The organism is Labrenzia sp. C1B70 (assembly GCF_000475395.1).
Classification (GTDB): domain Bacteria; phylum Pseudomonadota; class Alphaproteobacteria; order Rhizobiales; family Stappiaceae; genus Roseibium; species Roseibium algicola.
Genome location: NZ_AXCE01000012.1, coordinates 248,574 through 272,308, shown reverse-complemented (window position 1 = coordinate 272,308; position 23,735 = coordinate 248,574). Strand labels below are relative to the sequence as shown.

General features: G+C 59.9%; 22 protein-coding genes. 18 read left to right on the top strand and 4 right to left on the bottom strand.

The window, feature by feature from the left end:
- Window positions 1–47 precede the first annotated feature (47 nt).
- Entirely contained in the window at window positions 48–278 is a 231-nt protein-coding gene (locus Q666_RS49555; RefSeq protein ID WP_023000899.1) for a hypothetical protein, read from the bottom strand.
- Window positions 279–728: 450 nt separating this feature from the next.
- Here Q666_RS49555 and Q666_RS49550 point away from each other — a divergent pair, with 450 nt between their 5' ends.
- The 12 genes from Q666_RS49550 to Q666_RS66215 all read left to right on the top strand — a co-directional run bounded on the left by Q666_RS49550 (window position 729) and on the right by Q666_RS66215 (window position 15,765).
- The gene (locus Q666_RS49550) at window positions 729–1,814 is read left to right on the top strand and encodes a DUF2336 domain-containing protein (protein WP_023000900.1); all 1,086 of its coding nucleotides are present in this window, start codon (window positions 729–731) and stop codon (window positions 1,812–1,814) included.
- Window positions 1,815–1,976: 162 nt separating this feature from the next.
- Window positions 1,977–4,394, top strand: coding sequence for a mechanosensitive ion channel domain-containing protein (locus tag Q666_RS49545; protein WP_023000901.1), 2,418 nt, complete (start codon window positions 1,977–1,979; stop codon window positions 4,392–4,394).
- A 96-nt stretch (window positions 4,395–4,490) separates the two neighbouring features.
- Window positions 4,491–5,057 (top strand): hypothetical protein, encoded by a 567-nt coding sequence (locus Q666_RS49540; RefSeq protein ID WP_023000902.1) that lies wholly within the window; start codon window positions 4,491–4,493, stop codon window positions 5,055–5,057.
- Window positions 5,058–5,238: 181 nt separating this feature from the next.
- Window positions 5,239–6,114, top strand: a complete 876-nt coding sequence (locus tag Q666_RS64910; RefSeq protein WP_023000903.1) for a hypothetical protein — start codon at window positions 5,239–5,241, stop codon at window positions 6,112–6,114.
- A gap of 466 nt (window positions 6,115–6,580) precedes the next feature.
- Window positions 6,581–7,354: an amino acid ABC transporter substrate-binding protein gene (locus Q666_RS49535; protein ID WP_023000905.1), complete on the top strand. Its 774-nt coding sequence runs from the start codon at window positions 6,581–6,583 to the stop codon at window positions 7,352–7,354.
- Between the two features lie 99 nt (window positions 7,355–7,453).
- Complete coding sequence (locus Q666_RS49530) at window positions 7,454–8,134, top strand: amino acid ABC transporter permease (RefSeq protein WP_031269252.1); 681 nt, start codon at window positions 7,454–7,456, stop codon at window positions 8,132–8,134.
- On the top strand, window positions 8,131–8,886 hold the full coding sequence (locus tag Q666_RS49525; protein WP_023000907.1) for an amino acid ABC transporter ATP-binding protein: 756 nt from the start codon (window positions 8,131–8,133) through the stop codon (window positions 8,884–8,886). The genes Q666_RS49530 and Q666_RS49525 overlap by 4 nt, the downstream gene beginning before the upstream one ends.
- A 311-nt stretch (window positions 8,887–9,197) precedes the next feature.
- Window positions 9,198–10,208 carry a metalloregulator ArsR/SmtB family transcription factor gene (locus Q666_RS49520; protein ID WP_031269253.1) on the top strand — a complete coding sequence of 337 codons (1,011 nt, stop codon included), beginning with the start codon at window positions 9,198–9,200 and terminating at the stop codon, window positions 10,206–10,208.
- Window position 10,209: 1 nt separating this feature from the next.
- Window positions 10,210–11,124, top strand: coding sequence for a methylenetetrahydrofolate reductase [NAD(P)H] (gene metF, locus Q666_RS49515; RefSeq protein ID WP_023000909.1), 915 nt, complete (start codon window positions 10,210–10,212; stop codon window positions 11,122–11,124).
- Window positions 11,125–11,308: 184 nt separating this feature from the next.
- Window positions 11,309–11,593, top strand: coding sequence for a hypothetical protein (locus tag Q666_RS49510; protein ID WP_077292563.1), 285 nt, complete (start codon window positions 11,309–11,311; stop codon window positions 11,591–11,593).
- A 77-nt stretch (window positions 11,594–11,670) separates the two neighbouring features.
- Window positions 11,671–15,399 (top strand): methionine synthase, encoded by a 3,729-nt coding sequence (metH, locus tag Q666_RS49505; RefSeq protein WP_023000911.1) that lies wholly within the window; start codon window positions 11,671–11,673, stop codon window positions 15,397–15,399.
- Between the two features lie 222 nt (window positions 15,400–15,621).
- Entirely contained in the window at window positions 15,622–15,765 is a 144-nt protein-coding gene (locus Q666_RS66215; protein ID WP_156912470.1) for a hypothetical protein, read from the top strand.
- 153 nt (window positions 15,766–15,918) lie between these two features.
- Here the strand turns inward: Q666_RS66215 and Q666_RS49495 are convergent, their stop codons facing one another.
- The gene (locus Q666_RS49495; protein WP_023000913.1) at window positions 15,919–16,608 is read right to left on the bottom strand and encodes a winged helix-turn-helix domain-containing protein; all 690 of its coding nucleotides are present in this window, start codon (window positions 16,606–16,608) and stop codon (window positions 15,919–15,921) included.
- A 93-nt stretch (window positions 16,609–16,701) separates the two neighbouring features.
- Here Q666_RS49495 and Q666_RS49490 point away from each other — a divergent pair, with 93 nt between their 5' ends.
- The 5 genes from Q666_RS49490 (at window position 16,702) to Q666_RS49470 (ending at window position 20,083) form a co-directional block, all read left to right on the top strand.
- Window positions 16,702–17,034, top strand: a complete 333-nt coding sequence (locus tag Q666_RS49490) for an NIPSNAP family protein (RefSeq protein WP_035908768.1) — start codon at window positions 16,702–16,704, stop codon at window positions 17,032–17,034.
- Window positions 17,031–17,375, top strand: a complete 345-nt coding sequence (locus Q666_RS49485) for an antibiotic biosynthesis monooxygenase (RefSeq protein WP_023000915.1) — start codon at window positions 17,031–17,033, stop codon at window positions 17,373–17,375. The genes Q666_RS49490 and Q666_RS49485 overlap by 4 nt, the downstream gene beginning before the upstream one ends.
- A 10-nt stretch (window positions 17,376–17,385) precedes the next feature.
- Entirely contained in the window at window positions 17,386–18,306 is a 921-nt protein-coding gene (locus Q666_RS49480) for an EamA family transporter (RefSeq protein WP_031269254.1), read from the top strand.
- 75 nt (window positions 18,307–18,381) lie between these two features.
- Complete coding sequence (locus Q666_RS49475; RefSeq protein WP_023000917.1) at window positions 18,382–18,804, top strand: cupin domain-containing protein; 423 nt, start codon at window positions 18,382–18,384, stop codon at window positions 18,802–18,804.
- A 136-nt stretch (window positions 18,805–18,940) separates the two neighbouring features.
- A complete protein-coding gene (locus Q666_RS49470) occupies window positions 18,941–20,083 on the top strand; it encodes an NAD(P)/FAD-dependent oxidoreductase (RefSeq protein ID WP_023000918.1) in 1,143 nt (380 codons plus the stop codon).
- 6 nt (window positions 20,084–20,089) lie between these two features.
- On the opposite strand, the gene Q666_RS49465 is transcribed toward Q666_RS49470, so the two are convergent.
- Window positions 20,090–21,535, bottom strand: coding sequence for an ATP-binding protein (locus Q666_RS49465; protein ID WP_023000919.1), 1,446 nt, complete (start codon window positions 21,533–21,535; stop codon window positions 20,090–20,092).
- Window positions 21,532–22,260 carry a response regulator gene (locus Q666_RS49460; protein ID WP_023000920.1) on the bottom strand — a complete coding sequence of 243 codons (729 nt, stop codon included), beginning with the start codon at window positions 22,258–22,260 and terminating at the stop codon, window positions 21,532–21,534. The genes Q666_RS49465 and Q666_RS49460 overlap by 4 nt, the downstream gene beginning before the upstream one ends.
- A 235-nt stretch (window positions 22,261–22,495) precedes the next feature.
- Here Q666_RS49460 and Q666_RS49455 point away from each other — a divergent pair, with 235 nt between their 5' ends.
- Entirely contained in the window at window positions 22,496–23,641 is a 1,146-nt protein-coding gene (locus Q666_RS49455) for a calcium-binding protein (protein WP_023000921.1), read from the top strand.
- The last annotated feature ends 94 nt before the right edge of the window (window positions 23,642–23,735 follow it).

Sequence of the window (23,735 nt, the reverse complement as noted above, 5' to 3'; positions counted from 1 at the left end):
GGTGAAGGCGCTGCAATCCTGAAACAGTAGGCAAGTCCATGGACGAGCTAGCGCCAGGGGCCGCTAATGATCGGCCGCCGCCGGTTTTCTTCGCGGGCTCTCAAATCGTTGTCGCTGAGGACATCGAAAAGAAGATCGTCCGGAATGGATTGATGGCTGGATCGGCGGGAAAGGGCCTTGCCGAGTTTCCGTCGCAGGAGGGCCGCCAGTTGATAGAGACCGCGGGTGCGGGAGGTCGGTATGGCGGCGACACGGGGAAAACGGACCACGGAGGACATGGCTGGCTCCAATAAAGAAATATATTGCTTTCTTTATTTAGATTGCGCCTGGTGAAGGGTCAATAAGAAAAGGGAAATATTTCTTTATCTCGTGCGCTGCTGACGGGCACGCCTCTGTCCAGGGACCTTGCGGCGCAGCGAATGTATTTAAACCAGTCGCAATTTCTGACCTTCGGAGACTATTGAAACGGCCCCTGAAAATCTTTTTTCGGAAAAAATATTCGGATTTCAACGGGATAAAAAAGTGACTTCGAGCGGGGAACGAAGCGGTCAAAATTGTTACATTTCAATGACATGTAATGAATACATGCGATATAGTTAGAATTGTTCTCAAGTTTTAAAAAAAGACAATTACATTCTGGAAAAGCGCGTTTCGACCTTCTTTAAAACTCATCGTCATTTTCTGTACCAACGCCAAACCGGCACACTTGTGAAAATTGGTAATGGAACATGACTGAAGCGTTGAAAACAGAACTGGTGAACTTCTCGGAGCTGACCGGTGAAGCTGGCAGCGCCCGGAGGGCCGAACTGGCCCGGCATGTCGCAACCCTGTTTGCCCTGACCTCCGATCGGTGCTCCGACGAGCAGGTCGATATTTATGACTCCGTCCTCTTGCGGCTTGTCGACATGGTGGAAGACGAAGTTCGCCGTTATGTCGCTGACCAGATGTCCAGCCTGAGACGCGGTCCGGAAGAAACCATCCGCCGTCTGGCCGATGACGAGATCGAGGTGGCCGAGCCGATCCTGCTGCGCTCCACCGTGCTGCGGGAGGCCGATCTGATCAAGATCGCCGAAAAGCGCGGCAATGCGCACCGGTTCGCCATCGCACAGCGCGAAGTTCTGTCTGAAGAGCTGACCGATGTGCTGGTGCGTCGCGGTGATCTGAAGGTCAAGCGCAAGGTGGCCAGCAACGACGGCGCCTGCCTGTCGGATGCATCGATCATGGCCCTGATCAGCGATGCTGCCTCCGATGCGACGCTGCAGCTTTCCTTGAGCGAGCGTGCGGATCTTGCCGAAGCGCATATCGCCAGCCTGATCTCGGTTGCCAGCGAGGAAGTCCGGCGGAAGCTGCATGCAACCGGCCGTGGTCACGAAGCCGAACGGGTAGAGGAAGCGGCCGATATCGCCGCACAGCGCATGTCCAACCAGTATTGGCTAGGCCGCTACGACTTCGAAACAGCGCGCAGCCGGGTACTGCTGCTGGCCAAACGCGGGATGGTCAATGAGGCGGCCCTGCGCCGGTTCGCCTCGGAAGACCGGTTCGCGGAAGCGGTCGCCACTTTTGCCTGGCTGGTGAGATGCGGTGTCGAGGAAGTCAGCCACTGGATGGTGCGCCCCGATCCGGAGCCGTTCGTCATCCTTGCCAAGGCTTCCGGGTTCTCCTCCATCACCGTGGGTTCCCTGCTGGCCATCGGCCCCTGGCGTCACCGCCTGACACCGGATGTGCGCAGCGATGCCATGGCCATGTTCGAGCGCATGACGATCGCCGAAGCCAAGCGCAAGATGGCTCATTGGAACAACACCGTTCTGCACTGACACAATTAAGCAAGGCGCCTCCTGCCTGCATGTAAGGCCCGGTTCGAAAGGATCGGGCCTCTTCTTTTTCAGCGCCTTGCGAAAAGCCGGCTTTCTTTCAAATGGCACAGATCCGTGCCAAGAAAGACGGGGATCCTTTTCGCGACTCGTCCTGGGGCTGACATGCGCTTTTCACATCCAACCTATCGCCGATCCTGTCTTGCCGATGGCGGCCGCAAGAGGCCAGGCAAGGCGTTCCTTCTTCTGTCAGGTCTGCTTGCACTCTTTCTGTGTCTGGGTGGTTTGCCCTCTGGGGCGCAGGCACAGGGAATACCCGGGCTGTTTTCCGGAAAGGGCTCTACCAAGACCGAGACCGGTACCGGGGCTCCGGCCGCAGAAACGACGACAGATGGAAATGCGCAGCCGGAAGCGGCTGGCTCTGCAGTGGCGCCGGCCGACGGCGCCGGCGAAGGCGCAAACCTTCTTCAGACCGTGGACGAGTTCACCGAAGATGCCGTCGAGGCCCGGGATGTCCTCAAATCCATCGTTCAGAAAATTCCCGAGATCCAGGATGTGATGGTGGAGACCTTGCGGGCCCAGGGGGGCGAACGGGGTCTCAACTGGATGTCGTCGACGCTGGTGGACATCCTGATTGCGGTTGTTCTCGGCCTTGTGGCCTCTGCCCTGGTGAACCGGTGGGGCCGGCGGCAATTCGCGTCCTGGTACCAGCCGGACGCGACGACACGGGCTGACAAGATTATCTACCTTTATGCCCGGGCGATCCTGATGTTCGTCGGTGTCGGGCTCTTCTTTGCCGTAGCGGCCGGGGTATTTCTTCTGGTTGGAACGGGCATTGATGCATCCAACAAGACCGCACTTGTGGTTGTCGGCACCATGGCGGTTTTTCTGGCGCTTCGTGTTGTCTGGCTGAATGTGCTGGCACCCGACGCGGCGAGCCACCGGTTGCTGGCGCTTTCCAATCAGGAAGCGACCGGGCTCTACAGGACACTGCTTGTCGGCTCCGCCATTTCCCTTGCGGCGGTTGCCTTCTGCCTCTGGATGGAGCGACTGGGTCTGTCGCCTGACATTCATAAGCTGGCATTGATTGCAGCCTCCGCGCTGTCGATGGTCATCCTGTCCGGCATCGCGATTGTCTATCGCAGGGTAATTGCGCGGCTGATCCGGGGAAAGAAGGGGGCTGAAGCGCCGATCTGGCGAAGGGTTCTGGCCAGCGGCTGGCACTTTGTTGCCGTTGCCTATTTCTTCCTGGCCTGGGGGATTTCGGCAGTGCGTATCCTGCTCGACCTGCCGGACGCGATCGGTCTGGTCGGTGCACCGCTGGAAGTGCTGTTGATGGCTGCGGTTGCCTATGGGCTGCTGATCCTGCTCATCGACCGGGTTCTGTTGCCGAGGCTGGACACGGCCGCCGCACAGGAGAAGATTGCCGAGGACATTAAACGTGCCGAAGCAGGCGAGGGCGGCGAAGAGGATGCTGCCAGCACATTGGCCCAGGCGCGCGCGGAAGCTGCCGAGCGGGAAGCGCGACGCTCACCCTTCCGGGACCTGTTCGACCGGGGCGCCACTATTCTGGTCGTGTTCACCTCGCTGGACATGCTGGCTTCCAAATGGGGACTGCCGCTTGCCGGTAGCGGCTCGCTGATCGGTTCCTTCGTCGAGGTGCTTCTGGTCATGTTCCTTGGCTACATGGCCTATGAGGCCGTGAAAATCGTCATTGACCGGGAAATTGCCAAGGAAGCGCCCGCCGAGAAAGACGAAGAGGCGGAAGTCGGGGGAACCGGTGAGAGCCGGATTTCCACCTTGCTGCCGATCTTTCGCAATTTCCTGCTCATCACGATCGTGGTGATCGCCACGATGGTGATCCTGTCGCAGCTGGGCGTAAATATCGCGCCATTGTTCGCCGGTGCCGGTGTCGTTGGTCTGGCAGTTGGATTCGGGGCTCAAACCCTAATCCGGGATATCTTCTCCGGAGCTTTCTATCTGATCGACGATGCGTTCCGGAAAGGGGAATACATCGATATCGGCAGCGCCAAGGGCGTTGTCGAAAAGATCTCGATCCGGTCGATGCAGCTGCGGCACCACCGCGGCGCGCTTACGACGGTTCCCTTTGGCGAAATTCAGAAAGTGGAGAATTTCTCACGAGACTGGGCGGTGATGAAACTTGCGTTCCGCGTTACCTACGACACCGACGTGGAAAAGATGCGCAAGATCATCAAGAACTTCGGCAAGGAACTGCTGGAGGACGAGTATTTCGGGCCCATGTTCCTGGCGCCGCTGAAGTCTCAGGGAATCATGTCGATGGAAGACAGTGCCATGATCGCGCGTGTCAAGTTCACCACCAAGCCTGGCAAGCAGTTCGAGCTTCGCAAGGTCGTTTATGCGGGGCTTCGCGACCTCTTCGAAAAGAACGGCATCAGGTTTGCACATCGCCAGGTGACCGTGCGTGTTGCCGGGTCTGACGGCGATGAGGAGGTCGTGACACCCGGTGCCAGGGAAGCTGCTGCGGCTGGTGCTGCCGCGGCTGGAATGCTGGGTGAGGGAATTGGTGACGAGACCGGCGGCAGCGCCGAGGACCAGCTCTAGCACCCGCTGTGTCGCAGCGCCGGATCCTGGACTTGCGGCGAGACCGCCATAATGGTGTGCTTCACTTCTCGGATCGCAAATGTGAAGGGGGAGACTATGCTGAAACCAATGTTTCTGGGAGCTGCACTTGCAGTTGCCCTGTCATGCCAGGCTATTGCGGGACCTTTGCAGGACAAGGCGGCTGAAGCGGAGGCCGCGCTTGATGCCGGCAAGGGCGGGGAAGCCATCTCTTTGATGCGCGAGGCCCTCTTCGACGTTTGGTCGAAAGCCACCATTTCCATTCCAACCGCCTTGTTCGTGATGGCCCCTGCCGACGGCTTCGGCATCTATAAACCCAGGGGAGATGCAGCTTTCGGAGCGGACGAGCCGCTGCGCATCTATCTGGAGCCGGTTGGCTTCGACTGGAAACAGCAGGATGGCCTGTTCACATCCCTTCTGACCGTCGACTTCGACCTCGCGTCGCCCGATGGCAAGGTGCTGGCTGGGCAAAAGGGCTTCGGCCGGTTCGACTTCAAGAGCCACGTGCCCAATACCGAATACATGGCCAACCTGACCCTGAATGTCAGCGGGGCCCCGGCGGGCGACTATATACTGGAACTCACCGTCAACGATGAATTCAGCGGCAATTCCGCGAAAGTCCGGATGCCCTTTTCGATCAAGTAGGTGCATCGGCAACGGGGTTAGAGGCGGTCTATTCGCTTTTGTGCGCCAGGTCCGTGGACCTCTTGACTGAAATCCGATATCGGTCCCGGCAGGCACCAGGAAGAGGCTTGCCATGACTTGAGCTGCCATCCGGTAGCCGGGATGCGCCACCCTTCGCTGATCGAGGAAACCGGGCCCAGGCATGAAGCTCTACGACTGTTTTGTCTTCCATAACGAATTCGACCTTCTGGAAATCCGTCTTCGGGAGATGGGGAACCATGTCGACAAGTTTGTCCTGGTGGAAGCGAACCAGACGCAACGCGGTGGTCCCAAGCCGTTCTACTTTGCGGAAAATCGCGAACGGTTTGCGCCCTGGGCCGACAAGATCATCGATCTTCAGGTCGAGTTTCCCGATGAATTGCCACCAGCGCTCGGCGTGTACAAGAACCGCCGGAAAGCGGACTGGGAACGCGAGAACTATCAGCGCAATTGCATTGCACGGGGGCTGGAAGCCTGTGCGCCGGACGACGTCATCCTTCTGTCGGATGTCGACGAGATCGTGCGGGCGGAAGTTCTGAAGAAGGTGCTGGACGAGAAGCTATACAAGGGGCGGCTGCTGGTGTTCGAACAGAGCCTGCACAAACACCATCTCGACCGGATCGTGCCCGGCAAGACCTGGCTGCTGGGGTCCCGGATGATTGAAAAGAAGTACCTGACCACGCCGCAGCAACTGCGCCGAACAAAGGCCCGGATGACGAAAAAGCCCTACGTGCCGGGTTTTGTCACCCAGCCGCTTCTCAGGATCCGCAACAACAACCTGTCGGGCATCAGCCGCCCGGTGAAAATCCTGCCTGATGCAGGCTGGCATTTTTCCTCCATGGGCGGCGTGGAAGCCTTCCGGACCAAACTGGCATCTGTCGTCCATGGTCAGACTGTCGATACCAGCGATATCGAAAGGCTCTACACGAAAGAGCTTGTCGGCACCGAGATCATCCCGCGCGAAGGTCTGCCGGGCTGTGTGCGCGAGGGGCGCTTCGATCACATGCTGGATCAAGGTGCTGTGCCTGCGGAAAGCTGACGAGTTCCGCCGAATTCGGTCATTGGTAATCGGAAACCTGATCCGTTCGGGAGGGCACGCTCGATGATCGCAGCCATGTGACTATTCCGATCGAGCTTCTACACGATGCGGGCTGGATGCTTCCTCGCCCAAGGAGACGGCGTCGTCTTCTTCTGGGCAATATTCACATGTAGCCGATTTGGAGCCTGACCTGGAGAAGGTATCCATGAACCTTCCGCCGCTTTAGCGACTGACTGCACCGATAGGAGCGGTCACGGGACCAGTTTCAGCGGCGGACAGTTGCCGCCAGGACACTTCCAGAGAGGGCGGTCGAGGCTGCGGCCGGTGTTGTGTCGTGTGCTGCCGATCCGCGATATGAGAGCAAAATATTCTCCCTCTTTCTGCATTTTTGCTCTTTCTTCTCCTGCAATCGCTTCCACATTCCGGCACTAAGGCCACTCACTCATCATGCCGGAAAGGAATTGATATGAGCTGGTTCAAAGCGATTGCCGCGGCCGCAGTGCTGCAGGTACTTACCCTTTCTCCCTCGCAGGCGGGTGACAACCTCGATGCGATCAAATCGGCAGGTGTCCTGAAGATCGGCACCGAAGGCACCTACGCGCCTTTCACCTTCCACGACGGGGAAGGCAAGCTGGTCGGTTTCGATGTCGAAATCGGCGAGGCCGTTGCCGAAAAACTTGGCGTCAAGGCCGAGTTCATCGAAGGCAAATGGGACGGACTGATCGCCGGCCTTGACGTCAAGCGCTACGACGTGGTCATCAATCAGGTCGGCATCACCGACGCCCGCAAGCAGAAATACGATTTTTCCGACCCCTACATTGCCTCCAAGGCAGTGCTGATCGTTCGCGACAGCAATGACGACATCAATGGCTTCGAAGACCTCACCGGCAAAAAGGCGGCTCAGTCCTTGACCAGCAATTTCGGCAAGCTGGCGGAAGAAGCCGGAGCGGAACTGGTCGGCACCGACGGGTTCGACCAGTCAATCCAGCTGGTGCTGACACGCCGCGCTGATGCGACCATCAACGACAGCCTGTCCTATCTGGACTTCAAGAAGCAGAAACCGGACGCGCCGGTGAAGGTTGTCGCCGAGAAGGCAAATGCCGACTATTCCGGCATTCTGGTGCGCAAGGGTGATCCGGAACTTGTTGCCGCCCTGAATTCGGCGCTGGCCGACATCAAGGCGGATGGTACCTACCAGGCGATTTCCGACAAGTACTTTGGTCAGGACGTGTCCAACTGACATGATGAAGGCCGGTCCATGCAGATCTAGACCGGCCCTTCTCACCTAAACGAAAAGCGCCGGGCGTTCGCGCCGGGCGCGTTTTTTTGGAGCTTTATCGTGCCTCACTGGCTTCAGTTGATGATCGATTCCCTACCGACGCTTCTGTGGGCGGGGGTCAAGTTCACCATTCCGCTCACGCTGTTGTCCTTCGCACTGGGGCTCAGTCTTGGTCTGACCACGGCTGTCACACGTCTGTTCGCGCCGCTGCCGCTGGTGCTGGTCGCGCGCTTTTATGTCTGGGTCTTCCGGGGAACGCCGCTGCTGGTACAGCTCTTCGTGATCTTTTACGGTCTGCCCAGTATCGGAATTTTGCTGGATGCGTTTCCAGCCGCCCTGATCGGCTTTACGCTCAATGTCGGCGCCTATTCGTCGGAGATCATCCGGGCTGCCATTTCCTCCGTGCCGAAGGGACAGTGGGAAGCCGCGTTTTCCACCGGGATGACATGGCGCCAGGCGATGATGCGCACGATCCTGCCGCAAGCCGGGCGCGTGGCGGTGCCGCCGCTGTCGAATACTTTCATTTCGCTGGTCAAGGATACGTCTCTGGCCGCTGCCATCACGGTGCCGGAGTTGTTCCAGTCGGCGCAGCGCATCGTTGCCACCACATATGAACCGCTGATCCTCTACATCGAGGCTGCCCTGATCTATCTTGCCATGAGTTCCGTGCTTGCCTGGCTGCAGGAGCGGCTGGAAGTGCGGTTTGCGCGATATGGCGGCATGCTGGAGACCTCAAGATGATCGAGCTTTCCAATATCAAGAAAAAGTTCGGTGACGCGCTTATCCTCGACGATATCTCGCTGCGTTTTCCCGAAGGCAGCGTCACCGCGCTTGTCGGCCCGTCGGGCGGCGGCAAGAGTACTTTGCTGCGCTGTATCAATCTGCTGGAAATACCGACCTCCGGCAGCGTTCAGGTCGGTGAACACAAGATCACGTTCAAGCCGGGCGTTTCAGCGCCGCAGGCATCGGTTCAGAAGATCCGCTGCGAAACGGGTATGGTGTTCCAGAACTTTCTGCTCTTTCCGCACAGGACAGTGATCGAGAATGTGATGGAAGGCCTGCTGGTGGTTCAGAAATGGCCCCGTGAAAAGGCCCGGCAGCGGGCATTGGATCTGCTCGAAAAGGTCGGCATGTCGCACAAGACCGACGCCTGGCCGGCCAACCTTTCCGGCGGTCAGCAGCAACGTGTTGCGATTGCCCGTGCTCTTGCACCTTCGCCCAAGGTGCTTCTGTGCGACGAGCCGACTTCCGCGCTTGATCCGGAACTGGCCGGTGAGGTGGTCGACGTACTCGGTCAGCTTGCCCGGGAAGGGACCACCATGGTGATGGCGACGCACGACCTGCGACTGGCATCGCAGATCGCAAATCATGTCGTCTTTCTGGAGGCCGGGCAGGTGGTGGAAACCGGAGACGCGGACGCGATCTTCCGTCATCCCGAGCGCGAGCGCACCCGCCGGTTTGTCTCCTCCATCAACGCCGCACAGACGCTCTAGGTCAGCGCACCCGCATTGCTCAGATGCGGGAGGTGGTGCAATTCGGCGTGACACGCGAGGGCCGGGCTATTGCCCTTGCCCGGGCTCAAGACCGCGTAAGGCAGCTCACCTGACCTGAAGTGGCTGGTTCCATATGTGCTGATGGCCCCGCTCAGCGGATGCGAGGCGGTGCGCAGGTCGGCTCTCGTTTTCTCCTGCGGGCGTAATTTCGACGAATACGGACCAATCAGTGTCGTATTTGTTTTGATCCCTTGCACGGCGCTTCGATTTCATATAAAGATATCTTTATATCGACATTGATGGCGAAGCGCATGACCGAAGAACAGACCCTGTCCGTTGACGATACCCTGGCCGCCCTGAGGGCTGTCGGCGAGGCGACGCGCCTGAGGCTGATTGCGCTTCTGGCGGAAAGCGAGCTGACGGTGAAGGATGCCACGGCGATCCTCGGACAGAGCCAACCGCGCATCTCCCGTCATCTGAAGCTGCTTGCCGAAGCGGATCTCATTCAGCGGTTCCCGGAAGGGGCCTGGGTCTACTACCGGTTGGCGGATGGTCCTGAAGGCCAGCTTGCACGCGATCTTGTTGCTCGCATTTCCCTGGAAGACCCGGTGCTGGCGGCGGACCAGGAACGGTTCCGGGCGATCCGCAAGGCCAAGGCGGACGAGGCGGCTGCATATTTTGCAGCCCGCGCGCTTACCTGGGACCGGGAGCGTTCGCTGCATGTTTCCGAAGACGATGTCGAGAAGGCGATGCGCAAGGCACTGGGCGACAAGCCGTTCCAGTCGTTCCTCGACCTTGGCACCGGCACCGGCCGGTTGCTGGAAGTGTTTGCGGACCAGTATGCGACGGCACTCGGTGTCGATGCCTCGCATGACATGCTTGCCGTTGCCCGCGCGAACCTTGCCAAGGCCGGGCTTTCAAACGCCCAGGTACGCCACGGCGATGTTTACGCACTGAATGTGCCGCCGCGGTCCTTCGATGTCGTGGCGATCCACCAGGTGTTGCACTTCCTTGAGGAACCGGCAAGGGCACTCAACGAGGCTGCCCGTGCACTGCGTCCCGGCGGCCGCCTGTTGATCATCGATTTTGCTCCGCATCAGCTGGAGTTCCTGCGCGAAAAACACGCGCATCGTCGCCTGGGCTTTGCCCATGACCAGATGGAGCGCTGGCTTGAAGCGCTCGAACTGGACCTGGAACAGGTCACCGATCTTGTTCCGGGAGACGGCAACGACACCAACCTTACCGTAACCCTTTGGCTTGCGCGTGACCGCCGAATTGTCACCGACCTGCCTGCCCGAGACACGTCCCGAGAGGTCGCCTAACATGACAACCTGTTCCAACCGCCGGTCTCACCAGGCCGCACCTTCGCCAATCACGGCTTCGTTCGAATTTTTCCCGCCGAAGTCCGACAAGATGGCGGAGACGCTGTGGCAGACGGTTCAGCGGCTGGCGCCGCTCAGCCCGTCCTTTGTTTCCGTGACCTATGGTGCCGGCGGTTCCACCCGCGAGCGTACGCATCGCACTGTCGAGCGGATCCTGAAGGAAACCGACCTTGCACCGGCGGCACACTTGACCTGTGTCGGTGCGGCGCGCAGCGAAATCGATGCGATCGTCAAGGACTACTGGGATCTGGGTGTGCGTCATCTGGTGGCGCTGCGCGGTGACCCGCTCGACGGCATCGGCTCGCGTTACGTGCCGCATCCGGAGGGCTATGCCTATGCGACCGACCTGGTTGAAGGCGTCAAGAAGATCGCCAATTTCGATATTTCCGTCTCCGGCTATCCGGAAAGGCATCCGGAAAGTGGCAATTGGCAGAAAGAGATCGACAATCTGAAGCGCAAGGTCGACGCCGGTGCGGACCGGATCATTACCCAGTACTTCTTCGACAATGACCTGTTCGATGATTACCTCGACCGGATTGCGGCCGCCGGCATCAATATTCCGGTGATCCCGGGCATTCTGCCGATCCACAATTTCGAACAGACGATGGTGTTCTCCGCCAAGTGCGGCACCTCCATTCCGCAGTGGCTGGCTCGGCGTTTTGCCGGCCTGACCAACGATCCGGAAACCCGGAAGCTGGTTGGCGTTTCGGTTGCCTGCGAACAGGTGATGGACCTGGTCGACCGCGGCATCAACGACTTCCATTTCTACACCATGAACCGGGCCGACCTGACCTTTGCCATCTGCCACATGCTTGGCATGGGGCAGCCGGAAACCAAGGAAACCCTGGCAGCCTGAGGGAGGCGAGGCGGCCGGGCCGGGCGCAGAAACGAGCCAGTTGTTTGGGATTTAGAGCGGATGCCCCCTCTTGGCCCCTTACCCTTACCTGGGTGGGGCAGGGTTGGGGGTATCGGCGCAGCCGGGACACGCTGCTGTCATTCAGGACAGGAACGGCCGGAAACCAAGCGGGAAGCGGAGCGAGATGATCAAGTTAAGCACTGCCGATGCCATTGAATCGACCGCCTATGCGGTGTTGCGCGAGAAGGGCTTCGAGCTTCATGTCGTCGACATGGGCGCGGACAACAATCGTCTGATCGTCGCTACCGACAAGGACCACGAGTTCCGCGGGCATTCGGCCCTCGAAATTCTCGGGCTCCTGGCCGTTTATGAGGCACGCGGCGAAGACTGGCACCCGACCGAAGACGACGTTCACAGCCGCACCAAGTTCTGGGACGCCTCCTACAACGATACCGACCGGGACAGCTGACGCGCTGTCCGGTTGCACAGTTAAATCACGCCGGCTTCCGCCGGCCAAACCAACAGAAATTTCCGGAAGGAAACCCCGTGATCAAGTCAGACGCCTTCGAGCGCCTCCGTGACCTCGCCAAGACCCGTATTCTCGTCCTTGACGGTGCCATGGGCACGGAAATCCAGCTTCTGAAACTGGATGAAGCGGCCTACCGCGGTGACCGCTTCAAGGACTGGCCGAGCGACATCAAGGGCAACAACGATCTGCTGAGCCTGACGCAGCCGGACGCGATCCGGAAGATCCATGTCGATTATCTGGAAGCCGGTGCCGACATCGTCGAGACCAACACCTTTTCCTCCACGACGATCGCCCAGGCCGACTACGGCATGGAAGAGCTGGCCTATGAGCTGAACTTCGAAAGCGCGAAACTCGCGCGTGAAGCCTGCGACAAGGTCACGGCACAGGATCCGTCCCGGCCGCGTTTCGTTGCCGGCGCGCTTGGCCCGACCAACCGGACCGCGTCGATCTCCCCGGATGTGAACAATCCGGGCTACCGTGCTGTTTCCTTTGATGATCTGCGCATTGCCTATGCCGAAGCTACCCGTGGTCTCATTGCAGGTGGTGCCGATATCATCCTGGTGGAGACCATCTTCGACACGCTGAACGCCAAGGCGGCGCTGTTTGCCATTGACGAGGTCTTCGAAGAAACCGGCAAGATCCTGCCGGTGATGATTTCCGGTACGATCACCGATCTTTCGGGCCGGACACTTTCCGGACAAACACCGGAAGCCTTCTGGAACTCCGTCCGTCACACCAGCCCGCTGACCATCGGTCTCAACTGCGCACTTGGCGCCAAGGAAATGCGTGCACATGTGGACGAGCTCGGCCGCGTCGCCGACACGCTTGTGTGCGCCTATCCGAACGCCGGCTTGCCGAACGAATTCGGTGAATATGACGAGAGCCCGGAACATATGGCCGGCCTGATCGAGGAATTTGCCTCGGCGGGTCTCGTCAACGTTGTCGGCGGCTGCTGTGGTACCACGCCTGCGCATATCAAGGCGATTGCGGACGCCGTTGCGGACAAGAAACCGCGCGAGATCCCGGACATCGATATTCACATGCGTCTGTCGGGCCTGGAGCCGTTCGTGGTGACGAAGGAGACCAACTTCGTCAACGTGGGCGAACGGACCAACGTGACCGGCTCGGCCAGGTTCCGCAAGCTGATCAAGGAAGGGGACTACCCAACTGCGCTCGAAGTAGCCCGTCAGCAGGTCGAAAACGGCGCGCAGATCATCGACATCAACATGGACGAAGGCCTGCTCGATTCCGAGGAAGCCATGGTCACCTTCCTGAACCTGGTGGCCGCCGAGCCGGATATCGCCAAGGTTCCGGTGATGATCGACAGTTCCAAGTGGACGGTCATCGAAGCGGGCCTCAAATGTATCCAGGGCAAGGGGGTCGTGAACTCCATCTCGATGAAGGAAGGCGAAGAGGAGTTCATCAAGCACGCGACGCTGGTCCGCCGTTACGGTGCTGCCGTTGTGGTGATGGCGTTTGATGAAAGCGGACAGGCCGACACCTTCGAGCGCAAGACAGAGATCTGCGCGCGCTCCTACAAGATCCTGACTGAAAAGGTTGGCTTCCCGCCGGAAGACATCATTTTCGACCCGAACATCTTTGCCGTCGCGACAGGCATCGAGGAACACAACAACTACGGCGTCGACTTCATCGAGGCGACCGGCTGGATCCGCGAGAACCTGCCGCATGCCCATGTGTCGGGCGGTGTATCGAACCTGTCGTTCTCGTTCCGAGGCAACGAAGCCGTGCGCGAGGCGATGCACTCGGTGTTCCTCTATCATGCCATCAAGCGCGGCATGGACATGGGCATCGTGAATGCCGGTCAGCTTGCGGTCTATAATGATCTTGATCGCGAGCTGCGCGAGCTTTGCGAGGACGTTGTCCTCAATCGGCGGCAGGACAGCACCGACCGGTTGCTGGAAGCGGCCGAGCGCTGGAAAGGCGAGGGGGGCAAGAAAAAGGAAGCCGATCTCACCTGGCGTACCTGGGGTGTTGCCAAGCGCCTGGAACACGCGCTCGTTCACGGCATTGCCGATTACGTGGAAGAAGATACCGAAGAAGCCCGCCAGGCCTTCGACCGGCCGCTGCACGTGATCGAAGGCCCGCTGATGGACGGTATGAACGTCGTCGGCGATCTCTTCGGATCCGGGCAGATGTTCCTGCCGCAGGTGGTCAAGTCTGCCCGCGTCATGAAGAAGGCGGTCGCCTATCTGATGCCGTTCATGGAAAAGGAAAAGGAAGAGCTTGGCCAGACAGGTCATTCTTCCGCCGGCAAGATCCTGATGGCGACGGTCAAGGGCGATGTGCATGACATCGGCAAGAACATTGTCGGCGTCGTGCTCCAGTGCAACAATTTCGAGGTGATCGATCTCGGCGTCATGGTGCCGGCAGCGAAGATCCTCGATACCGCGCGTCAGGAAAAGGTCGACATGATCGGGCTGTCCGGCCTGATCACACCGTCGCTGGACGAAATGTGCCACGTTGCCGCCGAGCTGGAACGTGAAGGGCTTGATGTGCCGCTGCTGATCGGCGGGGCGACCACGTCCAAGATCCATACAGCGGTGAAGATCCACCCGAACTATGCCCGCGGCCAGGCAATCTATGTCACCGATGCGGGCCGGGCTGTCGGTGTTGCCTCCAAGCTGATGAGCGAAGGTGGCCGCGCGCCTTACTATGCCGATGTGCGTGCCGAATATGCCGATATTGCCGAAAAGCATGCAGCCGGCCGGGGCTCTCAGCAGCGCACGTCGCTGAAAGCCGCGCGGGACAATGCCTTCAAGGCCGACTTTAAGGGCAAACAGCCGGTTGCGCCGAAGAAGCCAGGCACGACTGTCTATGACGATTTCCCGCTGGAGGAACTGGTGCCGTTCATCGACTGGACGCCGTTCTTCTCCACCTGGGAGATCAAGGGCCGTTATCCGGCGGTACTGACCGACAATCGCTACGGCCCGGCGGCCAAGGCGCTTTTCGACGATGCGCGGCGGATGCTCGATGAAATCGTTGAAAAGAAGCTGCTGACGGCACGTGGTGTTGCAAGCCTGTGGCCGGCCAATGCGGTTGGTGACGATGTGCGTGTCTTCACCGATGAAAGCCGGAGTGAAACGCTGGCGACCTTCCATACGCTGCGCCAGCAGATGAGCCGGACTGCGGGTGGCCGCGCCAATATCGCCCTCAGCGATTTCGTTGCGCCCGAGGCAAGCGGCATTGCCGACTGGATCGGCGGATTTGCCGTTACCTCCGGTCATGGCGAGGACGAGCTGGCGGCGCGTTACGCCAGGGAGTCGGACGACTACAACAAGATCCTCTCCCAGGCCCTGGCAGACCGGCTGGCGGAAGCCTTTGCCGAGAAGCTGCACCAGATCGTACGCAAGGACATTTGGGGCTACGCCGCCGCTGAAGACCTGTCCATCGACGATATCATCGCGGAAAAATATCAGGGTATTCGTCCGGCACCGGGCTACCCGGCCCAACCGGACCATACGGAAAAGGATACCCTGTTCCGGCTGCTCGATGCGGAACGCCTGACAGGCATCCAGCTGACAGAGAGCAGGGCCATGTTGCCGGGGTCGTCCGTTTCCGGGCTCTATTTCGGTCATGCCGACAGCCATTATTTCGGTGTCGGCAAGATCGAGAGGGACCAGGTGGAGGATTACGCCGCACGCAAAGGTTGGGATCTGGCCTACGCGGAACGCTGGCTTGCTCCGATTCTCAACTACGATCCGGCCCGGATGGTCGCTGCCGAGTAGGGGCCGCACCACCAAAACCGACTGGAAACAGATGGCCTCCCGCGTGTCGCACGCGGGAGGCCATTTATTTTCTCCAATGAATTAAATGACGTAAGGAAAATAACACAAATTTTTGAGAATATGCACACTGTGCACTCTTGTAATGTGCACGCAGTGCGCTAACATATGCTCTATCAGGTGAGTGCCGATAAAGGTTCTGCGCACACCAAAGGAGAAAAAAACATGACTGTGCAAATCGCTAGAATTTTGCTGGTTCAGCATCGCCAGGATTACAACCGGGACCGCCTTGCGTGGTTGCCGGCACGGCTTTATCGCTCCTGGCGTGAAGCCCTTCCGAAGGTTCAGGAGACCATCCGGTCTCTTTGAGCTGGGCCCACCCCGAAATTGGCCCCAAGAAACAAGAACAAGATCACTGGGCGCCTCGTTTGCCCCTGGCGTCTGCCCACTTCCTTACAAAGCCCGGCTTCGGCCGGGTTTTTTGTTGATCTGTGGATGAGCAGAAAGGGACGGGGGTGTTGCTCAGGCCACCGGAAACAGTTTCTTCAGTTCCGCTTCACCTTTCGGCGAAATATGAACGATGCGTCCCGCCGGTTCGCGGCGCAGCAAGCCGCTTTCGGTGAAGCGCGTGAGAAGAGCGGCCCCCAGACCTCCCGCCAGATGGTTGCGCCTTTCGCTCCAGTCCAGGCAGGCACGGCACATCGGGCGACGGCTTGCTGTGAGGGCACCCAGGTCAATGCCGATGCCTGAGACGAAACCTTCACCATCTGCGGTCAGGGCGAGGCCGCCCTTGTCCGTCGAGACGGCAAGGAACCCGCGCTTCTGTAGGCTGTCGAAAATACGCACCGCCATATCGCCGGCCAAATGGTCATAACACACACGGGCGGCCCGCATCTGCGGGTCTCTGGGGCCGGTGCGTGTGCGCAGGTGACCCTTGCGGGCGGCAAGGCCCATCACGGCTTCCAGCACGGCTCCAACTTCCGGGCCCGCGAGCGTGAAATAGCGATGCCGGCCCTGCTTGGCCTGGGTCAGCAAGCCGCCTTCCATCAGTTTCTTCAGGTGCGAACTGGCGGTCTGGCCGGTGATGCCGGCTTCGGTTGCCAGTTCCGTCGCCGTCAGGGCCTTGCCGCTTAACAGCGCGCTCAGAATGTTGGCGCGGGCCGGGTCACCCATCAAGGCGCCGATGCGGGCAATGTCCGGTCCATCCTTCATCAGATCTCCTCCATGGTTCGATCTGTGTCGAAGCATTGCAGACATAGACCGTGGCACACAAGCGCAATCGACACAGCCTTGAAGGACACCTTGGTGATTACCTGTTTCATCCGCTATCACATCGACCCGACGAAGAAAGCCGCCTTTGAGCAATATGCGCGAAACTGGGGGCAGGCGATCCCGCGTTGCGGTGCGGATCTCATCGGCTATTTTGCACCCCACGAAGGCTCGACGACGCTGGCATACGGTATTTATTCCATCGAGAACCTTGCGGCATATGAAGCCTACCGGGCGCGGCTTGCCGCAGACCCGTTGGGGCAGGAGAACTATGCTTTTGCCATGAAGGAAAAATTCATCTTGCGGGAAGACCGCACGTTTCTGAAACTGGCCTCCGCACCGCATGGCATGGGAGAGAAACTCAAATGATTGCCGTCATCTTCGAAGTGATCCCGCATGCGGACAAGAAACAGGCTTATCTCGACATGGCTGCCGAGATGAAGCCCCTGGTCGAACAGATCGACGGCTTCCTGTCCGTTGAGCGTTTCCAGAGCCTCACCAATCCGGAGAAATTACTGTCGGTCTCCTTCTTTCGCGATGAAGCCGCGCTGAATGAATGGCGGCAGCTTACGCAGCATCGCAAGGCGCAGCGTGCCGGACGGAACAGCTATTTCAAGGATTACCGGTTGCGGGTGGCGCAGGTGCTGCGCGACTATGGCATGGACGAGCGCGACGAGGCTCCCGCCGATAGCCGCGACGTGAACGGTTAAGCCGGCAGCCATGCAAAACAGATCTATCGAACTGGCGCTTTTGGGTGTGCTCGCCCTGCTCTGGGGCTCGTCCTACATGTGGATCAGCCTGGCGCTGCCATCGTTTCCTCCTGCGACGCTGATTGCCATCCGTGTGTCTCTTGCTGCGCTGGCGCTGCTGGCCATCATGGCTGCAAGGGGCATTCGCATGCCGCTGGACAGGCAAAACTGGAAGCAGTTCTTCATCCAGTCCCTGGTCAACAGCACAGGACCCTGGCTGATGCTGGCCTGGGGCCAGCAATATGCCGGTACGGCTGTCTCCAGCGTTCTGAATTCAACCTCGCCGCTCTGGGTCTTCGCCTTTTCGTTCCTACTGCTGAACCATGGCGAAAGGCCAGGTGCCCGGCAACTCACCGGCGCCTTGTTCGGCTTTGCCGGTATCGTGCTGATCGTCGGTGTCGGTGCGCTTGAGGATATCGGCAGGAACCTTGTGCCGCAGCTTGTCGTCCTGTTCGGGGCTGCGCTCTATGGCATCGCGGCCCTGCGCGGCTGTGTCTTTGCAGGCCTGCCGCCCATAGTGCCGGCTGCGGGAACGCTCATCTGCGCATCGGTTGTGCTGGTCCCGGCAAGCCTCATCGTTGACCGGCCCTGGCAGTTGACGCCGGATACGACCGGCATCGTTGCCGCGCTGACGCTCTCGCTCGCGTGCACCGCGCTGGCATTTCTGATCTATTTCCGTCTTCTGTCGACCCTTGGGGCAATGGGGACGGCCAGTCAGGCTTATCTGCGCTCAGGCGTAGGTGTCTTTCTCGGTGTCGTATTCCTGTCGGAGACGCTGGATCTGGAGACCTTTGCCGGAATTTGCCTTGCCATTTTCGGTGTTGTTCTGATCAACTGGCCACGTGCGGTGAAGCGTCAAGACGTTTCGGCTCCAGTATCTGCCGCCAAGTAAGAGGGCATTCGGCCGGCAGGAAACTGGGCGGCCCAATCCGTGCGCATGGTGGCAGAGACTTGCGAGGAGGTGTCCATGAGTGTCCTGACCGTATTCGAGGCCGGTTCCAGGCCATCGCGACGTGCAAATCCGGATTATTTCACTGGAACGGTCTGGCAGGACCCGGTGATCGAGGCGCCCGCGCCAGCGCGCGTGCGTGCATTGCGGGTGACGTTCGAACCGGGAGCACGTACTCACTGGCATACCCATCCGCTTGGGCAGACCCTTCAGATACTGGAAGGGGCAGGTTTTGTGCATCTGTGGGGGCAGGAGAAACTGTCGATACTGCCAGGTGATGTCATCTGGATCCCGCCTGGCGTCAAACATTGGCATGGTGCCGGACCGAACACCTCACTTGTCCATCTGGCCATACAGGAAGAACAGGACGGTGCGACGGCGGAGTGGCTCGAACCGGTCGATGAGGCCACTTACGCCGGTGGCCTTCAGGCAAGGCGTTGAGCACCCGGTGCCGAAGTTGCCCCGGCTCCTCTCGGCGAACGCCTTGCGCTCTTCCGCGGCACGGGTGCCGGAGCATATTGTGCTTGCCGGCAGACTCTGGTCAAAAGGATGTTTCCATTCATGAAGTGATTGCCCGATGAACATAGCCATTGTCGGGGCCGGGATCGGAGGACTGGCCACAGCCATTCTTCTGGAGCGTCTGGGCCACCGGATTTCCCTGTTTGAACAATTCCGCAAACCGGTTCCCATCGGTTCGGGCTTGATGATCCAGCCTGTCGGGCTTGAAGTCCTGGAGCTGGCTGGTGTCGCGGATGTAGTGCTGAAGCACGCAACACCGATCAAGCGTGTGCTTGGCAGGTCGTCGCAAACCGGCAGACGGGTTCTTGACGTCGACTATGGCGCAGTCCCGGGGCTTGGTATCCACCGGGCCGCGCTGTTTTCCGCGCTTTATGAAAAGGTGCTGACGCGTGCGCTTTACTGGCACACGGATTGCCGGATCACTGGTCACCAGGATGGAAAACTGCGTTTCGATGATGGCAGCTTTTCCGAGGCCTTCGACCTGATCATCGATGCGTCGGGCGCAAATTCGGTTCTGTCGCCGCTGAAAGCACGCGCACTGTCGTTCGGTGCGATCTGGGGAACTGTCGACTGGGTTTCCGGCGGTCTGCCCGAGGATCATCTTTCCCAGCGGTATCGCGGTGCAGACCACATGATTGGTGTGTTGCCTGTCGGCCTTATGCCGGGACAGGACCGGCGGAAGGCCGCGTTTTTCTGGTCACTTCGCCACGACGCTTATGAAGACTGGCTCAAGGGCGGGCTGGCAGCCTGGAAGGACACGGCGCTGTCGATCTGGCCCGATGCGGGACCCTTTCTGGAGCAGATCACGGATCCGGAGCAAATGACCATGGCGCGCTACAGCCATGGCACCTTGCGCCAGCCCTGGGGTGACAGGATTGCCTTTGTCGGTGATGCCGCCCACCGGGCGAGCCCGCAGCTCGGGCAGGGTGCGAACATGGCTCTGCTGGACGCTGCCGCCCTGGCAAAGTCTGTGGAGACCCTGCCACTTGACCAGGCTCTCCCTGCCTACGGCAAGGCCAGACGTTGGCATGTGGGTGTCTATCAGGCGTTCAGCGCGATGTTCACGCCGGCCTATCAAAGTGACAGCAGGTTGCTGCCCTTTTTGCGCGACAATGTGCTGTTTCCTGTCAGCCGTATCCCGCCCGTTCCCTCGGTGCTGTCGCATCTGATCTCGGGAACGCTTGTGCCACGCGGTATTTGATCCAGTCTATTTGCCCGCCCCGAGCGGCAATCTGACGTCGGCCTGAAGACCGCCTTCCGGACGGTTCTTCAACTCGATCCGGCCGCCATGTGCATGGATGATCGAACGGGTGATCGCCAATCCCAGACCGATGCCGCCCGTTTCTTCGCTGCGGGATTCTTCAAGCCTGACAAAGGGTTCGAAGACGTCCTTCAACTTTTCCTCGGGAATGCCAGGACCCTTGTCGGTGATGCGGATGATGGCTTCGCCGGCGGATCTGGCCGCGTGGACCGAGACGCCGTCTCCGTAGCGGATCCCGTTCTCTATCAGGTTCCTCAGGGCCCGTTTCAAGGCCACCGGACGGCAAGGAAGCACGATGCGTTCTTCCGTTTCGACGGTACATTTGTGGCCAAGGTCCTGCTGGTCGCCTGCAAGTGCCTCCAGGATCGCACCGAGATCGGCGTTTTCCGCTGTTTCCGCCTGGGCGTCGTCCCTGGCGAAACGCAGCGCGGCTTCCGTCATTGCGGCCATTTCTTCCAGGGTTTCGATCATCTTGTCGCGGTTTTCCTCGTCCTCGATGAATTCGGCCCGCAGGCGCAATGAAGTGATCGGGGTTCTGAGATCGTGACTGATGGCGGCCAGCATCCGTGTGCGGTCCCTGACAAACCGTGTCAGACGGTCCTGCATGTCGTTGAAGGCGTTCGTCAGCGAGCGGACTTCGCTCGGCCCGCTGGGTGTCAGTGGCTTCTGTTGTTCGCCGCGGCCGAACTTCTCGGCAGCCACGGACAGTTCCTTCAAGGGCCGGGTCACGCGGCGGACGGCAAATCCGATAATGAGCACCATCAGCAGGGCGGTAATCGACAGCTGCACGACCAGAGGCAGAAAATCGCCTGCTGGCGGGCGATAGCTGGTGGCGACATTCAGCCAGCGCCCGTCACTCATCTGGATAGACAGCGACAGGTCTTCCGGCTTGTTCATGATCTTGCGCAGTTTCGAAGGGCGTTCGTGCCGCGGCTCGTCGCGCCACTTCGGATGATCATCGTCGTCTGCCTCGCGGCCACGCGGTCCACGTTTTTCGTCGGCAAGAATGTTGAGATGCACAGTCTGGCCGTGTTCCAGCCTTTCAGCCATGTACCCCTGCAGGCGTTTTTCGAAACGCGAGTTGCCGGGCGCCGGTGCCAGCGGCTTGTCGCCAAGCCAGAACACTGCGAACCGGCTGCTGCTGGCCACAAGGATCCTGTCCTGCAGGTTTGCAGGTGTATCTTCCATCAGCTCCGCCAGGGAAACAGCGCGCGACAGAAGGTTGTCACGGGCCGCCGCCACGAGCGCGATGCGCCGCTCGTCCTGGAAGATCCAGATGCTGAAGGCCTGTGCCGCGACGATGGCTGCGAGCAGCAGAATGATCAGCTGCGAGGCGAGGGTGCTCGGCCAGAGACGGGACAGGATCGGGCGGGGCGTCGGACGTGTCGTCATTCGGCCGTGTCTCTCACTTCCGCGGTGAACATGTAGCCGCCGCCCCAGACGGTCTTGATGAGTTTGGGGTCTTTCGGATCGATCTCGATCTTGCGGCGCAGACGGGAGACCTGGTTGTCGATGGACCTGTCGAAGACAGCGGGCGTCCGGCCGGTTGTCAGGTCCATCAGCTGGTCGCGGTTCAGCACCATTTTCGGACGTTTGAGGAAGGCGCACAGCAACTGGAATTCGCCGCTGGAAAGGGCCACCGAAGTCCCTTCCGGGTCCAGAAGCTCTCGGCGCGAGACATTCAGCGACCAACCGTCGAAATGAAGCCTGTCGTGCTCGATCGGATCGCGTTCCTTCGGCACAAGCGATGTACGGCGCAGAACCGCGCGAATGCGCGCGAGCAATTCGCGGGGGTTGAAGGGCTTAGTAACATAATCGTCGGCACCGATTTCCAGACCGATCACCCGGTCTGTGTCGTCTGCCATCGCGGTCAGCAGGATCACGGGCATGGAGCCGGTTTCCACCAGATGACGGCACAGGGACAGTCCGTCCTCGCCCGGCATCATGATATCCAGCACGACAAGATCGATGGACGCTGCCTTTAGGGTCTTGCGCGCCTGTGCGGCATTTTCCGCCACGGTTGCGCGCAGTCCGTTCTTGACGAGGTAGCGCGCAAGGGTTTCGCGGATGTCGCGGTGATCGTCCACCACCAGGATATGCGGGCTCGGATCGCTCAAGTGTCTCTCCAATCTGGCCTGCCGGGAATGGTCTCAAACCGGCCGGGCGCTGTGATCCTACTGTTTCTAAGGTAAAAATAGTCTCCGGAACGCGCTTGCGCGACCGGAACTTGTAACAAAGTGTGTCGCAGTGCCCATCCGGGACAGATGGCGACACTTCGGGCCCATTCGGACGGTATTCCTGCGACAATTGCTGCCTACCTTCAGCTCATCAACGAACCAAGGAGTTGTTGGAATGAAACCGTTCAAGAAGATTGCAATTGCCGCCCTGGCTGCGAGCGTCGCGGGTACCGCGCTGACGGCCGGCCTGTCCGCTTCCGCCCAGAACGCGACTGCAAACCAGGACGGGGGGCAACAAATTCAGCAGACCGACGGACAGCGTGTCGCGCTTATGGATGGGCGCGGTGGTCCGGGATACGGCTTTGGCCGGGGTCATGGCATGCGCGGTGGCAAGGAACGCGCCGAGCGGCTGTTCGAACGTTTCGATGTCAATGAAGACGGTGTCATCACCAAGGCTGAAATCGAGGAAGTCCGGACGCAGGAGTTCACATCGGCCGATACAGATGGCAACGGCGAGATCAGTCTGGAGGAATTCAAGGCCGAATTTCTCACCCGCTCCAATGACCGCATGGTCAGGGCATTTCAGTTCCTCGACCGTGACGGCGATGGCACTGTAACCCAGGAAGAAGCGGATTTTCTCGCCAACCGCATGTTCAACATGCTGGATCGTGACGGCAACGGAACCGTTGAACGTGTTCGCGGTCCGCGTGGCCCTATGGCCGACGATGACGACGATGATCGTGGCCCGCGTGGCGAAAGAGCAGAGCGTGGAGAGCGCGGAGAGCGCGCCGAGCGCGGCGGCCGTGGTGAGCACGGCTGGCGCGGTGGACCGCAAATGAGACAGGGCGGACACCACATGGGTCGTGGTGGTCACGGCGGCCCGGGAGGCATGTTCCTGGGCATGTTCGACACCGATGTGGACGGCAAGGTGAGCCGCGAGGAATTCGATGCAAGGCGCGGTGAATTGTTTGCTCTGGCCGACACCGACGGCAACGGCTCGTTCACGCTTCAGGATTTCGGTCCGCTGTGGCTTTCGATCAACGAGAACCGGGTGGTCGACATGTTCCAGCGTGCCGATGCCGACGGCAGCCTCGGGATTACCGCGGAAGAACAGAGCAAACACCAGGACCGCATGCTGGAGCGCGCCGACCGCAACAACGACGGCGTGATCACCAAGGCGGACTTCAAGGGTGGCCGGAAAGGTGGCCATGGTCCGGACAAGGGCCACGGCTGGAAGAAAGGTCACGGCCATGGTGATGGCGAAGGTCGTGGTCAGGGTCAAGGTCAAGGTCAGGGATGGGGTAAACACCACCGCGGCTGATCTGGCGCAGAACACCTGAAAAACTCCGGCCGATCACACCGGCCGGAGCCGTTTCCCACCCCCGGCGGCCCACCCCGCGCACGGGAAACGGATA

Bases quoted from the DNA above. Each gene is read 5' to 3' on its own strand.
- Q666_RS49480 (WP_031269254.1), top strand. From the start codon at position 17,386: ATGCAAAACAGATCTATCGAACTGGCGCTTTTGGGTGTGCTCGCCCTG.
- Q666_RS49545 (WP_023000901.1), top strand. From the start codon at position 1,977: ATGCGCTTTTCACATCCAACCTATCGCCGATCCTGTCTTGCCGATGGC.
- Q666_RS49525 (WP_023000907.1), top strand. From the start codon at position 8,131: ATGATCGAGCTTTCCAATATCAAGAAAAAGTTCGGTGACGCGCTTATC.
- Q666_RS49485 (WP_023000915.1), top strand. From the start codon at position 17,031: ATGATTGCCGTCATCTTCGAAGTGATCCCGCATGCGGACAAGAAACAG.
- Q666_RS49475 (WP_023000917.1), top strand. From the start codon at position 18,382: ATGAGTGTCCTGACCGTATTCGAGGCCGGTTCCAGGCCATCGCGACGT.
- Q666_RS49465 (WP_023000919.1), bottom strand. From the start codon at position 21,535: ATGACGACACGTCCGACGCCCCGCCCGATCCTGTCCCGTCTCTGGCCG.
- Q666_RS49555 (WP_023000899.1), bottom strand. From the start codon at position 278: ATGTCCTCCGTGGTCCGTTTTCCCCGTGTCGCCGCCATACCGACCTCC.
- Q666_RS49540 (WP_023000902.1), top strand. From the start codon at position 4,491: ATGCTGAAACCAATGTTTCTGGGAGCTGCACTTGCAGTTGCCCTGTCA.
- Q666_RS49470 (WP_023000918.1), top strand. From the start codon at position 18,941: ATGAACATAGCCATTGTCGGGGCCGGGATCGGAGGACTGGCCACAGCC.
- Q666_RS49520 (WP_031269253.1), top strand. From the start codon at position 9,198: ATGACCGAAGAACAGACCCTGTCCGTTGACGATACCCTGGCCGCCCTG.
- Q666_RS66215 (WP_156912470.1), top strand. From the start codon at position 15,622: ATGACTGTGCAAATCGCTAGAATTTTGCTGGTTCAGCATCGCCAGGAT.
- Q666_RS49495 (WP_023000913.1), bottom strand. From the start codon at position 16,608: ATGAAGGATGGACCGGACATTGCCCGCATCGGCGCCTTGATGGGTGAC.
- Q666_RS64910 (WP_023000903.1), top strand. From the start codon at position 5,239: ATGAAGCTCTACGACTGTTTTGTCTTCCATAACGAATTCGACCTTCTG.
- Q666_RS49535 (WP_023000905.1), top strand. From the start codon at position 6,581: ATGAGCTGGTTCAAAGCGATTGCCGCGGCCGCAGTGCTGCAGGTACTT.
- Q666_RS49455 (WP_023000921.1), top strand. From the start codon at position 22,496: ATGAAACCGTTCAAGAAGATTGCAATTGCCGCCCTGGCTGCGAGCGTC.
- Q666_RS49510 (WP_077292563.1), top strand. From the start codon at position 11,309: ATGATCAAGTTAAGCACTGCCGATGCCATTGAATCGACCGCCTATGCG.
- metF (WP_023000909.1), top strand. From the start codon at position 10,210: ATGACAACCTGTTCCAACCGCCGGTCTCACCAGGCCGCACCTTCGCCA.
- Q666_RS49550 (WP_023000900.1), top strand. From the start codon at position 729: ATGACTGAAGCGTTGAAAACAGAACTGGTGAACTTCTCGGAGCTGACC.